This is a genomic window from Sphingomonas sp. BK069, from assembly GCF_014193405.1.
In the GTDB taxonomy this organism is placed as follows: domain Bacteria; phylum Pseudomonadota; class Alphaproteobacteria; order Sphingomonadales; family Sphingomonadaceae; genus Sphingomonas.
Window position 1 is genome coordinate 1,778,218 of record NZ_JACHZH010000001.1, and the last position, 14,164, is coordinate 1,792,381.

Below are 14,164 nucleotides of genomic sequence, written 5' to 3' on the forward strand. Positions count from 1 at the left end.
CGGAGCACGCGCATGCTGATCGCCATCCCCAACGTGCTCGACGCCGCCGCGCTCGCGCGTGTCCGCGCGATCATCGACGCCGGCGAGTGGGTCGACGGCAACGTCACCTCGGGCCCGCAGTCGGCGCTCGCCAAGCGCAACCGCCAGCTGCCCGAGGACTCGAGCGCCGCGCGTGAAGCCGGCGGGATGATCCTCGATGCGCTCGGGCGCACGCCGCTGTTCGTCGCGGCGGCGCTGCCGCTCAAGGTCTTCCCGCCGCTGTTCAACCGCTACGGGGGTGGCGAGGACTTCGGCCTCCACGTCGACAACGCGATCCGGATGAAGCGCGGGACCGACTTCCGCCTCCGCTCCGACCTGTCGGCGACTCTCTTCCTCGAGGATCCGGACGGCTATGACGGCGGCGAGCTGGTGATCGAGGACCAGTTCGGGCCGCAGTCGGTCAAGCTGCCGGCGGGGCACCTCGTGCTCTATCCCGCGTCCAGCCTGCACCGCGTCACCCCGGTCACGCGCGGCGAGCGCGTGGCGAGCTTCTTCTGGCTCCAGTCGATGGTGCGCGACGACGGCGAGCGCCGCACGCTGTTCGAGCTCGATCGCGCGATCCAGGCGGTCGCGACCGACCGCGGTCACGGCGACGGCGCGGTGGTGCAGCTCACCGGCGTCTACCACAACCTGCTGCGCCGCTGGGCCGACGCGTGAGCGTCGCGGGGCGCAAGCCGGCCGCGAAACGCTGGCGCTCCTGGTGGCTAAAGCAGCTCCACACATGGCACTGGGTCAGCGCGGCGGTCTCGCTGGTGGCGATGCTGCTGTTCGCGCTCACCGGGATCACGCTCAACCACGCCGCCAGCATCGCCGCCACGCCCGCGGTGACCGAGCGCGCCGCGGTGCTGCCCGCGCCACTGCGCCACCAGCTCGCCGGTGCGCACGCCAGAGACGCGCCGCTGCCGCTCGCGGTCGCCGAGGCGGTCGCGCGCGCGGTCGGCGTCGACCCGACCGCGCGCCCCGCCGAATGGTCCGACGGCGAGGTCTATGTCGCGCTGCCGCGCCCCGGCGGCGACGCCTGGGTCAGCGTCGATCGCTCGACCGGGTCGATTACCGCGGAGATCACCGACCGCGGCTGGGTCTCCTACCTCAACGACCTGCACAAGGGGCGCAACGCCGGCGCCGCCTGGTTCTGGTTCATCGACCTGTTCGCGGCAGCCTGCGTACTCTTCACGCTAACCGGGCTGCTGCTCCTCCACCTCCACGCGCGCCATCGCCGCGCCACCTGGCCGCTCGTTGCGCTCGGCCTCGCCGCGCCGGCGCTGATCGCGCTCTTCCTGATCCACTGAGAGGACCCCGCCCATGCGCCCTTCCCTACTCGTGCTCGTCGCCGGCACCGTGGCGACCCCCGCCGTGGCGGGTACCGTCAGCGTCACCGTGCCGCGTCTCGCCGTCGCCGAATACCATCGCCCCTACGTCGCGGTGTGGCTCGAACCCGCGGCTGGCGGGCCGGCGCGGACGCTCGCGCTCTGGTATGACGTCAACAAGAGCGGCGCCGAGCCTGGCACCAAGTGGCTCGCCGACCTGCGCGGCTGGTGGCGCAAAGGCGGCCGCAGCCTGCACCTCCCCGCCGACGGCGTCAGCGGCGCGACGCGACCGCCCGGCGTCCACACCATCGCGCTGCCCGCCGACGTTCGCCCGGGCGCCTATGTCCTGCACGTCGAGGCGGCTCGCGAGACCGGCGGACGCGAGCTGGTCCAGGTGCCGCTCACGGTCCCCGGCACAGGGCGCGCTGGCGGTAGCCACGAGCTCGGCGCCGTCACCGTCACTGCCCGCTGACCCGACCGGAGGCCTTCCCATGATCGCACGTTCCCGCTTCCTCGTCGCCGCGGCGCTGCTCGCGCTGCCGGCCGCCGTCTCGGCGCATCGCATGTGGCTGCTGCCCTCGGGTACGATCTTCTCCGGCACCGACGGCTGGGTGACGGTCGACAGCGCGGTGTCGAATGACCTGTTCTACGCCGACCACCAGCCCGGCCGGCTGGAGAACGTGCGGATCTGGCAGCCTGACGGCACGCCAGGCGCACTCCAGAACGGCGCCACCGGTCGCTATCGCTCGGTGTTCGACGTCCGGCTCGACAAGCCCGGCACCTGGAAGATCGGCAGTGAAATGTCGGGAATGATGGGCAGCTTCAAGGTCGGCGGCGTGGAGAAGCGGGTTGGCGGCCGCGGCGGCCCGCCGACGAGCGCGGGAGGACCGCGCCAGCCGCCGCTGACGGTCGCCGACATTCCCGCCGACGCGACCGATGTGCGCCTGACCGAGGTGTCCGCGCGCAACGAGATCTTCGTCACCGCCGGCGAGCCGACCCGCGCCGTGCTGCGGACGAGCGGCAGGGGGCTCGAGATCGACTATGTCACCCATCCCGACGAACTGGTCGCGGGCGAGACGGCGCGCTTCCGCTTCCTGGTCGACGGCCAACCCGCCGCCGCGCTCAAGGTGATCGTGGTGCCCGGCGGGAAGCGCTACCGCGACGCCGAGGGCGCGCGCGAGCTGACCACAGCGGCAGACGGCACGCTCGCGATCGACTGGCCGGGCGCGGGCATGTACTGGCTCAACGCGACGTTGACCGACGCGCGCGCGACCGCGCCGCGCGCGACGCAGCGGCGGATGAGCTACACCACCACGCTCGAGGTGATGACGCCCTGATGCCGCCGCCTCGGATCGCGCTGCCGCCGACGATCGATCCGGCGGCGCTGGCGTCGCACGATCCCGCCGCGCGGATCGAACTGATCGAGGGCGAGACGATGGGAACGACGTGGCGCGTGCGCTACGCCGGCCGGGTCGCGCCGGGGGCCGCCGCGGCCGCGATCACGGCTCGGCTCGCGGCGCTGGTCGACCAGATGAGCCACTGGGAGCCCGGCTCCGCGCTGTCGCGCTTCAACGACGCGCCTGCCGACAGCTGGCATGAGCTGCCCGCGGACCTCGCGCGCGTCGTCGACCTCGCGCTCGCGCTCGCGGAGCGGAGCGGTGGCGCCTTCGATCCAGCGATCGGCGCGCTGGTCGACGTCTGGGGCTTCGGCCCGGCCGGCGCTCGCATCCCGCCTAGGCCGCGGGAGATCGCGGACGCGCTAGCGCGCGGCGGGTGGCGCCGGCTGGAGTGGGACGCGCCGCGGCGACGGCTTCGGCAGCCCGGGGGCGTGCGGCTCGACCTGTCGGGCATCGCCAAGGGATATGCGGTCGACGCCGTGGTCGATCTGCTGGGCGAGCTGGGCCTGCGTCACTGTCTCGTAGAGATTGGCGGCGAGCTCGTCGGTCGCGGTTGGCGACCTGACGGCGACCCCTGGTGGGTCGATCTCCAGGCGTCACCCGTAGCGTGTGTGCCGCCGATCCGGGTGGCCGCGCACCAGCTCGCGGTGGCCACCTCCGGAACCTACGTCCGCGGCGCGCATAATATCGACCCGCGCACCGGGCTACCGCCCGCGCACGCCACCGTCTCAGCCAGCGTGATCGCGCCTACCGCAACGCTGGCCGACGCGCTCGCCACGATCGCGCTCGTCGCCGCGCCCGCAGAGGTGATGGCGCTAGACTATCCTATTCGCCTGATCGTCAGGACCAAAGACGGCTATAAGGAGCTGCTCTCGCGTCGACTCAATGACATGCTGACGCCGGAGGATTGCTGACGACATCGTTCAAGGGCGGCTGGGTTATCAGCGTTGGGTGGCCCTCGACACCCAGTTTCAGACAAGGCGCTGGACTCCGGCCTTACCAAGACCGGACGTTTGTTCATGTCAGCTGACGACGGCAGGCAGGCGCCACGAGCCCTGTTCTTCGCGCCTGATCATCGCTGCTGAGATGCGGCCGCTGGTTGCGCATCTTGAGCGTCAGCAGCGGTCGTACGAAGATCATCGCAACACCCGCAGCAGTCACGCTTAGGATTGAAGGCGTCCAGCGGCAAGGTCGCGGGCAAGTGCGATGAAGGCTTGAAAGGCCGCCGAGGGATTACGCCGGTTGGGGTAATAGAGGCACAGCGGAGCGAGCGGCGGCGTCCAGTCTTCGAGGATGCGCACGAGCCGGCCTTCCGCGATGTCGTCGCGAACGTCCGCTTCCATGAAATAGCCGATCCCCACGCCATTCGTTGCTGCCATCCGCGATAGCGACGCCTCGTCGAGCGCCATCGGCCCCTCGACGTCGATCTGCAGCTGCTCCCCGTCTTTCTCGAAACGCCACTGGAACAGGGCGCCGTTCGGTAGCCGAATGCGAAGGCATGGGCAGCTCAGCAGTTCCTGCGGCACCTGGGGTATCGTCCGGTCCTCGAAGAAGGCAGGTGACGCCGCGACTGCCATTCGGCGAACTTGACCGAGCGGGATGGCGATCGCGTCGCTCGGGACGAAGTCAGCGCTGCGCACCCCTAGATCGAAGCCCGCTGCGACGACGTCGACCAGCCGCCCCTCGGTGACGAGGTCGACATGCACCTGCGGATAGCGCCGTAGGTAGCCCAGGACGAGGGGTGCCATGATCTCGCGCGCTGCCGTTGCGAAGGCATTGATACGTAGCGTGCCCGATGGAACCTCCTGCTGCGAGCGCGCAGTGTTCATCGCCTTTTGGATGTCCTCGAGCGCTGGCTTGATCTGGGCAACGAAGATCCGCCCGGCGTGCGTGAGTGAGACGCTGCGCGTGGTGCGATTGAAGAGCCGCACCGCCAGCTCTCTTTCGAGCTTGCCCACCGCGTTGCTGATCGCGGTCGTCGACAGGCCAAGGTCCAGCGCTGCCGCGCGGAACGAGCCACACCGGACGATAGCGAGCACCGCCTCCAGTTCGGTAAGCGAATGGCGACCCATAATCCCGCTTTCCGTGACACGTTATGGCGCTTTGTCGCGATTATCGAGCGGAGTGTCCATCGCTAGATCGAGGTCATCACCAGCGAGGAGATGACCATGTCCATGGACCTACCCAGCCCCATCGCCGACTATGTCGAGGCGAACGCCCGTCTCGATGTCGACGGCATGTTGAAGCCCTTCCAGCCCGACGCCGTTGTCATCGATAACGGCAAGCGGTTCAAAGGGCGGCCGGCCATTCGGCAGCTTTTTGAAGACGAAGTGGTCTCGGTAAACGCGATCTTCGTGCCGGATAGCGTCCGACAGGAAGGCGGGGCTGTGGTGGTCGAAGGTCCTGCTCACGGTGACTTTCCGGGCAGCCCGCTCCGCTTCACCTACCGCTTCCAGCTGACGAACGGCGCCATCGAGACGCTGGAGATCACGGTATGAGCACCACGATCGATCCCAGCGAATTCGCTGGCAAGCGCGTACTTGTCAGCGGGGGTACCAAGGGTCTCGGCCGCGCGACCGTCGAGCGCTTCCTAGCCGGCGGCGCACGGGTCATCACGGCGGCGAGGGCAATCAAGGACACGATCGATGGCGTCGAATACGTCCAGGCCGACCTGACCACGCCTCAAGGCGGCGAGGCACTTGCAAGGCGAGCGCTCGAGCGGTTGGGCGGCATCGACATCCTCGCTCACGTCGTGGGTGGTTCGGCTTCGCCGGCGGGTGGCTTTGCCGCTTTGACCGACGAACACTGGCTTGCCGAGCTGAACTTGAACCTATTGGCGACCGTCCGGCTCGACCGCCTGCTGATCCCGCAGATGCTCGAACGGGGCAACGGCGTTGTGGTGCACCTCACCTCGATCCAGTCTGTGCTTCCGCTGCCCGAGTCCACGACCGGTTACGCTGCAGCGAAGGCGGCGCTTCGGACATACAGCAAGTCGATCTCTAAGGAGGTTGGGCCAAAGGGTGTGCGGGTCAACGCTGTGTCGCCTGGCTGGATTATGACGGACGCCACCGGCGATTTCCTCGCCATGCTGCGGGCAGCCAACGGCGGCACGATCGAAGATGCCCGCCAGTCTGTTCTTGATGCCCTTGGCGGTATTCCGATCGGACGCGGAGCCGAGCCTGAGGAGGTCGCGGACCTGATCGCCTATCTTGCCGCCAACCGCGCGGCCGCGATCCACGGCGCAGAGTTTGTCATCGATGGCGGTACCGTCCGAACCGTTTGACCGTCTGGTTGTTGCTCGCCCTGTGGGGCGAGCGACTGCCTACGCTATCCCCGCCTTGACCCAACAACGGTCATTCCGAAGGTTCTGATTGCTTCCCAACTCTCGCCATTCGTTCATGTCGATGCGGCGCCTAAGCTGACACCCAGGGCAGCCGTACCCTCTCCCTCAATCACCAACTCGGGTTGCGGCGGCGACCGTTGCGGCAAGCGCGTCCTCAGCCCTCTGCCTCAAGGCAGGGTTGGTGGAACACAGATCCCGACGCATCCCTCGGGCGCTCGACTCACGACAGAGGCAATCAACGCCAGCTGTTCCGCCGTCATGCCGTCCGCTCCCCTTGTTCTCGTGCTCGCTGACCCATAGTCCGACCCGCGGCTCGAAGCCGCGCATTGCAGACGCTGGGAACGTTTAGCCGTTGAGCCGGCCAGGCCACGCGGATCTGCGCACGCGCGTGTCCGTCTCGTTCGCCTCCTCGGCACTCGGACTAACCAGAGTGAGGCCGACTTGCGCTGACAGGGCCTCCGGCAGCGTCGGTGCGGTCACGTCGTCGATCTCGAACCTGTCTCGTCCCAGCTCCTTGGCCCGGTACAGCGCCCGATCCGCCCTCGCGATGACCGTATGAAGCGGCTCTCCGTCGGCCGACGACGTGAGGCCGGCGCTGAAGCGCACCTGCATCCCCGACACCTTGGTCTCGACCTGCTCAGGGAGCCTGCTGCGGATTCCCTCGAGAACTTCCAGCGCGTGGGCTGCAGACCGGTGCCGGAAAACCATGACGAACTCCTCGCCTCCCCACCGTGCGACAACGTCATCCTGGCCGGCGCTCGAGGCGAGCAGCGCGGCGAAGTGCTTGAGCACCTCGTCGCCGACATTGTGCCCGTACCTGTCGTTTATGGCCTTGAAGTGGTCCACATCGAGCAGAGCCACGGTGGAAGCGGCGCCGAACCCCTCCCGATGCAGCAGGCCTCGCTCGCGACCGGTCAGGCATCGGCGGTTCAGCAAGCCGGTAAGCGGATCTGTATCTGCGGCGCGCGACAGCTTACGCCTGTGGCTGACGCCCATGACGAGCATCGTTCCCAGCATGACGAGGCCCGCTGCCGCCGACCAGGCGAGTTGCCGATAGCGCTGCGCCTGCTCGCTCTCGCGTTCACGTGAGAAGCGGAGGCTACGGGCCAGTTCCTCCGTGCGCGCTGCCGACCTGTCGGCCTCGAAGCTCGCGCGCAGCACAGCGGTCTGCCTCGACCGCTCGTAGGCGGACCTTCGCTCGTCCAGACGTACGGAACGTTCCAGGTCCCGATAGGCGCCTTCCGTCCTGCCCATGGCTCGGTTCACGTCCGCGCGAAGCCGATAGGCCTGCGGCGCCGAGGCGAAGGAGGAGAGCCGGTCCGCGTCCTCGAGCAGATGGTCGAGCAGTTCGAGCGCGCGGGCGTACCGTCCCGACATCCACTCCATCTTGGCCCTGAGAAGCTGCGCCTGCGCGCTGGCCGGCTCATTCGACGCGTCAAAGACGGCCTGGGCTTGACGGCAGAGCGGTTCCGCGGCCGGCAGACGGCGGAGCTCGATCAACGCGGCGCAGGTCTGGAGATCGATGTAGGCGGAGCCGACCGGATCGCTCGTCCGGGGGGACCGCACCCTTGATCGATCGAAGTCGGCGAGCGCAGTCGCGTACGCACCCCGAGTGAGATTGAACAGGCCCCTGAAGTACAGATCGTTGGCCAGCGCGACCTTCCGGTCATGCGTCCTATCCCAGGCGATCACCTCCTCGATGAGAGCGATCGCCTGAAGATGGTCGCCCGCCGCGTTCAAGACCCTGGCCAACTTCTCGGTTGCTATCAGGTGCGGCAGCTCGCGGCCCGGCCGCTTTGTGAGCCGGTAGGCCGAGGCGAGGAGAGACACTGCCCGCTCCGGGGCGCCCGATAGGCGCCGAGCCTCTCCGCGAGCGATCTGGAGACAGGCGATCGACACGATGTCGGGAGCCTTACGATCAAGGGCGGATATAAGCGAAGAGGCCTCGCGATCGACTTGCTCGATCTTCAACCCGTTCATCGCGGCGCGGGTCAGCAGCTCGACGCGAAGCTGTAGGTCGACGGACGATACGCCGTCGATCACCTGTCGGACGGTACTCCTCGCCCTGGCAGGCTGGGACAGGGTGTCGTACGCCTCCGCCCGCGCTGCCATGCGCCAGCCCCAAGCGAGATCGCCGTCCGTTCGCAGCGGATCGCCTCTGGTGGAGAGAAGGAGCGCGGGTGGGTCGCGCCCCGCGTCATCCGCCAGCGTCTGCAGCCCAGGCGTCGGCGCGCGCATGCATCCGGCCCGCGCCTCTCCCAGGCCAAGAACGCAGGTCAGGGGAAGAAGCGCGGCGACCGCCGACCTCCGCCAGAACCGGCCGTGATCCTCAAGAAGACGAAGACTCGCCCGCATTCGCCTATCCTCGAGCGTAGCCGCCCGCTTTAGCCGGGGCGAACTAAGGTTTGGTGAACCGGCCAACACCCTAGCCAACGCGATCGCGGGATGGCCAGAGCGAGGCGACGGCCCTGCCCCGCATGTGACAAGAAAATGGGCGCTCATCGGTCGAACTATTGCTGAGCACACGTACGACCTCGTGCTACCTTGGTTTAGCCGGACACAGAGCGCGAGTACGTCTCCGCACTGTCTCTGAGAATGGTCAGTCGACCATCAAGCCGATCGAACCCAAGACCTACGTTGTCTATCTCCGCCGCCACAATCTCCGTCTGTTGCCGAATGGCGGCTATGGTGATGGACATCGTCTCTGCTGCTAGTGCGGTCTCGTCGACCGCTGCGGTGATTGCGGTGACGGTCTGAGCCTGCGCATTCATCGTGCGCCGGATGCGATCGGCGCCCTCCTGTACCTCGGCCACCGTCGTTTTGATGCCGGCGTTCACATCCACCGTAGCCTCGGTAGCCGACTGTATGGAGGCGATCTTAGCTGTTATTTCGTCGGTAGCGCGCGCGGTCTGGCCGGCAAGGCTCTTCACCTCTTGTGCGACGACGGCGAAGCCTCGCCCGGCATCTCCGGCGCGGGCGGCCTCGATGGTCGCGTTGAGGGCAAGCAGATTGGTCTGGCCGGCGATGTCCCGGATCAAGCCGAGGATCGATGCGATCGACCTAGCGTGTCCACTCAGCGCCTCGGACGTCTCCACCGCGCTGGTCGCTTGGCTGCTTGCCCGACTGGCGACTGCCGCCGCGCCGTCCACCTCGGTCTGTACCTCCCTTATCGCCAGTATGAGGCCGGCGGCAGTGCGCGCAGCGTCGCGCATCGCGACCGCGGACTGCTCGGCCGCTGCGGCGACCTCGCTCGCCTGCACCAGCATCCCTCGCGTGGCGCTCGCGGTCGCCGTCGTCTGTTCGCGCAGAGCAGAGCCATCACTGACGCTGCCGCTGACGAGCGACGAGATGCCGTCGCGGAACCTCTCAGCCGTCGTGTGGCGCTGCCGCTGCGCAGCGGCGTCGACTTGAGAGGCATGGACCGTCGCGAGTACGTCGCAGTGGAGAGCCTGCAGGCGAAGAAAGAGGCGGTTGATAGCAGTCCGCTCCTCTTTCGAGCAGTTGTACTCCTCCGTCATCAGCTCGACGCACAAGGCGATCGTGCCGCTTCTGAGCGCCAGGACGGCAGTCAGGGGCACCCCAGCATTGAAGGCGGTGATCATCCACTCCGCACTTAACGAAGACCAGCAACCCTCTTTGAGGTCGCAGAGCATGTCGCGGACGATCTCGTTAAATGACGCAATGTGCTGGTCACGCACCATGTAGGCAACTTGCGGCACCAGACGGTACCATCCATCGAGCTCCGCTTCTGCGACCCGGTGCGCATGCGGCTGCAAAATGGTCCAGATATGGTGGCCAAGCAGATCGTCTGCTTCGGAAAAGCCGAATAGCTGAAGCTTCTTGGTGAGGTGAAGCTCACCAAGTTCGACCTCACCGATGTCGCGCAGGCTGTCCATCGCGACTTGCTAAAGCGCCACGGTTAAGGCGGCGTTAGCATCAGCACCGCCGCCGCACAACGTTCCTGACCCGAATCGAATGTCAATCGCTGCTTGGCAATGCACCGGCCGCTGGGTGGTGAGAGGCTCAGGGTCAGGAACCCAGTTGGCGTCGCAAGCTTGGGCGGGCGATGCTCCCCTCCTGTCTCGTGACCCGGCCCAGAAGCGGTCGGTGTCGGCGCCCCACCCGCCTCCCAACTCCGGCCATTCGTCATCTTGGTGCCCGGTTCTTCTGAGCGTTCCGCAGAGCGCCGGTCCGGCCTTTTAGGCAGAATAGCCGGCTGTCCGCATGCGAGCGCTCAGGTCGTCTTTGAGCGCCTTCGTTCATCCGGGAGGCTGGAGCAGCTGGTCACCCGCTGTTTCTTCTTACGGGCCCACCCAGGGGCGCTTGATCACAGTCAATTTCATCAATCCCTGCCGAGACTTCTCCAACAGCTTAGGTAGGAAAGGCGATGCGACGTCGCTCCACCTGTGCGGAGCTGTTGGGAGAAGGCGGATGGCGGATACGGCTGGTTGGGTAGCGCTAGTCGCGACCTGCGTGGCAGCGCTCATGACCGCCGCCATCCTCGGCGCCCGCGTCACAGGTTGGGGCTTCGTCGTTTTCACGATCGGCGCGGTCAGCTGGATCGTCGTCGGGCTAACGTCCGGCCAGCAGCAGCTCCTCTATTCGAACCTGTTCCTCGGCATCGTCGACCTGTTCGGCATCTGGCGATGGTTGGGCCGCCGTGCGCGCATCAGCGATGCGACGCGGGCGGAGGAGAGACGGAGCACCAAGCTGTCCGGCGAAGCGCTGTTCTCGGTGGCGTCGCTCGACGGTCTTCCTGTTAGAGCGGCCGACGGCTCGGTGGCAGGCCACGCGGTCGACGCCCTGGCCGGCTGCGGCGGGGGCGGAATCGAGTATCTGGTCGTTCGCATCGGCGGCTTCGGCGGGATTGCGGAAACCCTCCACCGTCTTCCATGGTCCAACGTTTCGGTCCGCGATGGCGAAGTGCACACTGCGCGGCGGCCAAAGGAGTTCCAGGAGCTCGCCGTGGTAGTTTAGTAGCGACGGCTGGGTTCCCGCGGACGCATCGCGATTGCCGCGCATGCGTCCTCACCGTGCGACTGTGAAGGGAACCAACGAGCGCGCTCGGTTTGTTCCGAGTAGCGGCACGGTTCTGACGCCACCTATGCCGGCCTCAGGGTGCGAGGCGGGGGGGGGGTGACCGATCCACGGGATAAGGTCCCAGAAGCAGACGTCCTCGGCCCTTTCCCAGCTTTTCAGCTTGAGCTTTTCGTTCTTCCCTCGTGACGACCGCGTTTGGCGCCCGAACCCGCTAACTCAGATGTCGCGATGGGCGAGAGTTTATGACGCGGGCTGTCCAGGCACGAGTTTTGCGCCGGATGAGCTGTGAACGGCTTCTGGAGAAAGCTCAGGCACGGGATGAGCGGCGGCGTTACGTCGAACCGTAGGTGCCACTCCGGATTCCTCGTTATACAGAACCAGGATTGTAGCGATCGGTGCGGCGGTGAGGATCAGCAGGAAAAGGCCGATCAGCCACTCGCTGGTATCTAGTGGATGCGAGAAGCTACCATTGGGCTGCATCGACGGGTAAGGTCGCATCGGGCGCCTGCCGGCTTTCCTGTGGTGAAACGGGCGGTGCGCGGTCGACTGGTGGGCAGACGGCCTGATGCGCGAACGATCATAAGCGGCGCGTGCTTCCCTTTTCCCCAAGACGGCATACGCCTCGTTGATTTCTTTCGCACGAGCAGAAACATCCGCACCGTGATTGGCATCGGGGTGATATTGACGGAGTAGCGCTTTCCACGCAGCATGAATAGCGTCGCGATTTGCCGTCGAGGAAACCCCTAGGACCGAATAATAGTCGGGTGAGAGAGCCATCTAGCCGTTACCTACGGCGAATACGCGAGAAAGGAAAGTCCGACTACCGCGTGATCTTAACCGGGCCTTCCTCGGTGGCTCGAAGGGCGGCTTTAGGCGCCAAAAACCAGGTGGCTACCCTTCGTATCCGCAACATCGTGCTTTCGGTGACGCCACGCTGCCTCCCGGCGCTGACCGACACCGGGCCGTTCAGCTCACCCGCTCGCCTTCTCCTTTGGTCAATCGTTGAGGTGCGGCTCTCAACTTCTACAGGTGGTCATGCCCTCGTATCCCGTCCCGCTCCACCCCACGTTGGGCCTGCACAGTCGACGCAGGAGCTTGCCCCATGTTCATCGCCATGAACCGATTTCAGGTCATCCCTGGTGAGGAGGAAGCCTTCGAGCAGGTCTGGTTGTCCCGCGACTCACACCTCGCCGACGTACCCGGCTTCGTCGAGTTCCACATGCTGCGCGGTCCTGCGGCCGACGATCACGTCCTCTACTCGTCACACACCGTGTGGCAGTCGCGCGGTGACTTCGACAATTGGACCCGGTCCGAGGCGTTCCGTGCCGCGCATCGCGGTGCGGGTGACCACAAGCTTTTGTATCTCGCGCCGCCCCGCTTCGAAGGCTTCGACATCATCCAGACGGTCACGTCATCGTGACGGTCACTCGGCGCCCGACGTTCGCCGGCCGGATCGAGCAGGCGATCGACACCGTCGTTAGCGCCATCGCATCGCCGATCGTCACCCGCATCGCCGCGTTCAACAAGCGCCGCCTGCCGCCGCGCGATGCGCCACATCCGCTGCTTACCGGCATCCACGAGCCAATGACCGAGGAACTGACCCTCACCGACCTCGCCGTCGAGGGTATCATCCCACCCGAGCTCGACGGCCGCTACGTTCGCATTGGACCAAACCCGGCCAATGCCGACCCGCGCTCCTACCATTTCTTCACCGGGGACGGGATGCTGCACGGCATCCGCCTCCAGGGCGGACGAGCCCGGTGGTATCGCAATCGCTGGATCCGCTCGACCGACGTCGCGGCGGCCAGGCACGTGCCGGCGGCGCCGGGGCCACGGCACATCTTCGACACCGTCAACACGAGCGTGCTGGATCATGCCGGCAGCGGCTGGGCGCTGGTCGAGGCCGGCAGCACGCCCGTTCGCTTCGACGAGCATCTGGAGACGCAGCGCTACGATGACTTCGACGGCACGCTGCCCGGATCGTTCACCGCGCATCCGCGACGTGATCCAGCGACGGGCGAATTGCACGCGCTCTGTTACGAAGCGACCGATCCGAAGCGCGTTCGGTACAACGTCGTAGATGTCACCGGCCGGGTGCGACGATCGGTGACGATCCCTGTGTCGCACGGGCCGCTGATCCACGACTGCGCCATCACGCAGCGCTACGTCGTCGTCATGGACCTGCCGCTCACCCTGTCGATGCGCACGGTGCTGGCGGGGCACGGCTTTCCCTATCGGTGGAGCGAGAAGCACCCGGCCCGGATCGGGCTGCTGCCACGTGAGGGCGAGGCGGAGGACATCCGGTGGTTCCCGCTCGATCCCTGCTTCGTGTTCCATACCGCCAACGCGTATGATCTACCGGACGGAAGCGTGGCGCTCGACGTGATCGCGTACGACCGCATGTTCGCCGGCGACAACTTGGCGCCGGACGAGCAGCCCCGCGGCCTTGAGCGCTGGACGATAAACCCTTCGACCGGATCGGTGGATCAGCGCGCGATCGACCCCGCGGCGCAAGAATTGCCGACGATAGACGAGCGTCGCACCGGGCGCCCCTACCGCTATGTCTATGCGCTCGGCCTGCCCGAACAGATGACGGAGACGCTTGTCGGTCAGGCACCGCTGATCAAGCACGACTTGGAGGGTAACAAGCGTTGGCTGCACGATTTCGGGCCGGGACGCATCGCGGGCGAATTCGTCTTCGTGCCGCGCTCGCCAGAAGCTGGCGAGGATGACGGCTGGCTTATCGGGCTCGTAATCGACGCCGGCGGGCACACCACCGCGCTGGAAATATTGGACGCACGAAACTTCGAGGCGCCGCCCATAGGACTCGTTCGCATCCCGCATCGCGTGCCGCCTGGCATCCATGGCGCCTGGTTGAGGTAACTCGATCCACGTCGCAGTCGCTTGGCCCGCCAGACCGACGCTTGACCGTCAGCGGACGTCTAGGGTCAGGACTCGTTGATCACAGCCAGAAGATGACAGTGGCAGCGAGCGCGATGGCGGAGAAGAATGCGGTTGGGCAGCGGTCGTAGCGGGTC

14 protein-coding genes are annotated in these 14,164 nt (G+C 66.6%); 10 read left to right on the forward strand and 4 right to left on the reverse strand.

The annotated features are described in order from the left end of the window. Positions 1–12: 12 nt before the first annotated feature. The 5 genes from FHY02_RS08470 to FHY02_RS08490 are packed head-to-tail and all read left to right on the forward strand — an operon-like array spanning position 13 to position 3,657. A complete protein-coding gene (locus FHY02_RS08470) occupies positions 13–696 on the forward strand; it encodes a Fe2+-dependent dioxygenase (protein WP_183921330.1) in 684 nt (227 codons plus the stop codon). Continuing rightward, on the forward strand, positions 693–1,328 hold the full coding sequence (locus tag FHY02_RS08475; protein WP_183921331.1) for a PepSY-associated TM helix domain-containing protein: 636 nt from the start codon (positions 693–695) through the stop codon (positions 1,326–1,328). The genes FHY02_RS08470 and FHY02_RS08475 overlap by 4 nt, the downstream gene beginning before the upstream one ends. 13 nt (positions 1,329–1,341) lie before the next feature. Next, complete coding sequence (locus FHY02_RS08480; RefSeq protein ID WP_183921332.1) at positions 1,342–1,818, forward strand: DUF2271 domain-containing protein; 477 nt, start codon at positions 1,342–1,344, stop codon at positions 1,816–1,818. Between the two features lie 19 nt (positions 1,819–1,837). Next, positions 1,838–2,683: a DUF4198 domain-containing protein gene (locus FHY02_RS08485; RefSeq protein WP_183921333.1), complete on the forward strand. Its 846-nt coding sequence runs from the start codon at positions 1,838–1,840 to the stop codon at positions 2,681–2,683. Beyond that, positions 2,683–3,657, forward strand: a complete 975-nt coding sequence (locus FHY02_RS08490) for an FAD:protein FMN transferase (protein ID WP_260172698.1) — start codon at positions 2,683–2,685, stop codon at positions 3,655–3,657. The genes FHY02_RS08485 and FHY02_RS08490 overlap by 1 nt, the downstream gene beginning before the upstream one ends. 249 nt (positions 3,658–3,906) lie before the next feature. Here FHY02_RS08490 and FHY02_RS08495 read toward each other — a convergent pair whose 3' ends face one another. Then, on the reverse strand, positions 3,907–4,815 hold the full coding sequence (locus FHY02_RS08495) for a LysR family transcriptional regulator (RefSeq protein WP_183921334.1): 909 nt from the start codon (positions 4,813–4,815) through the stop codon (positions 3,907–3,909). Positions 4,816–4,911: 96 nt separating this feature from the next. Here FHY02_RS08495 and FHY02_RS08500 point away from each other — a divergent pair, with 96 nt between their 5' ends. Then, a complete protein-coding gene (locus FHY02_RS08500; protein ID WP_183921335.1) occupies positions 4,912–5,241 on the forward strand; it encodes a nuclear transport factor 2 family protein in 330 nt (109 codons plus the stop codon). Further along, the gene (locus tag FHY02_RS08505; RefSeq protein WP_183921336.1) at positions 5,238–6,026 is read left to right on the forward strand and encodes an SDR family oxidoreductase; all 789 of its coding nucleotides are present in this window, start codon (positions 5,238–5,240) and stop codon (positions 6,024–6,026) included. Before FHY02_RS08500 ends, FHY02_RS08505 begins: the two co-directional genes overlap by 4 nt. A gap of 405 nt (positions 6,027–6,431) precedes the next feature. On the opposite strand, the gene FHY02_RS23305 is transcribed toward FHY02_RS08505, so the two are convergent. After that, a complete protein-coding gene (locus FHY02_RS23305) occupies positions 6,432–8,129 on the reverse strand; it encodes a diguanylate cyclase (RefSeq protein WP_183921337.1) in 1,698 nt (565 codons plus the stop codon). Between the two features lie 506 nt (positions 8,130–8,635). After that, positions 8,636–9,982: a methyl-accepting chemotaxis protein gene (locus tag FHY02_RS08515; RefSeq protein WP_260172699.1), complete on the reverse strand. Its 1,347-nt coding sequence runs from the start codon at positions 9,980–9,982 to the stop codon at positions 8,636–8,638. A gap of 589 nt (positions 9,983–10,571) precedes the next feature. Here FHY02_RS08515 and FHY02_RS08520 point away from each other — a divergent pair. After that, entirely contained in the window at positions 10,572–11,063 is a 492-nt protein-coding gene (locus tag FHY02_RS08520) for a PRC-barrel domain-containing protein (RefSeq protein WP_260172700.1), read from the forward strand. A gap of 303 nt (positions 11,064–11,366) precedes the next feature. Here the strand turns inward: FHY02_RS08520 and FHY02_RS08525 are convergent, their stop codons facing one another. Continuing rightward, positions 11,367–11,903 carry a J domain-containing protein gene (locus tag FHY02_RS08525; protein ID WP_183921339.1) on the reverse strand — a complete coding sequence of 179 codons (537 nt, stop codon included), beginning with the start codon at positions 11,901–11,903 and terminating at the stop codon, positions 11,367–11,369. A gap of 325 nt (positions 11,904–12,228) precedes the next feature. On the opposite strand from FHY02_RS08525, the gene FHY02_RS08530 reads away from it, so the two are divergent. Both FHY02_RS08530 and FHY02_RS08535 read left to right on the forward strand, forming a co-directional pair. Beyond that, positions 12,229–12,546 (forward strand): antibiotic biosynthesis monooxygenase, encoded by a 318-nt coding sequence (locus FHY02_RS08530; RefSeq protein ID WP_183921340.1) that lies wholly within the window; start codon positions 12,229–12,231, stop codon positions 12,544–12,546. Then, positions 12,543–14,009 (forward strand): carotenoid oxygenase family protein, encoded by a 1,467-nt coding sequence (locus tag FHY02_RS08535; protein WP_311731800.1) that lies wholly within the window; start codon positions 12,543–12,545, stop codon positions 14,007–14,009. Before FHY02_RS08530 ends, FHY02_RS08535 begins: the two co-directional genes overlap by 4 nt. Positions 14,010–14,164 lie beyond the last annotated feature (155 nt).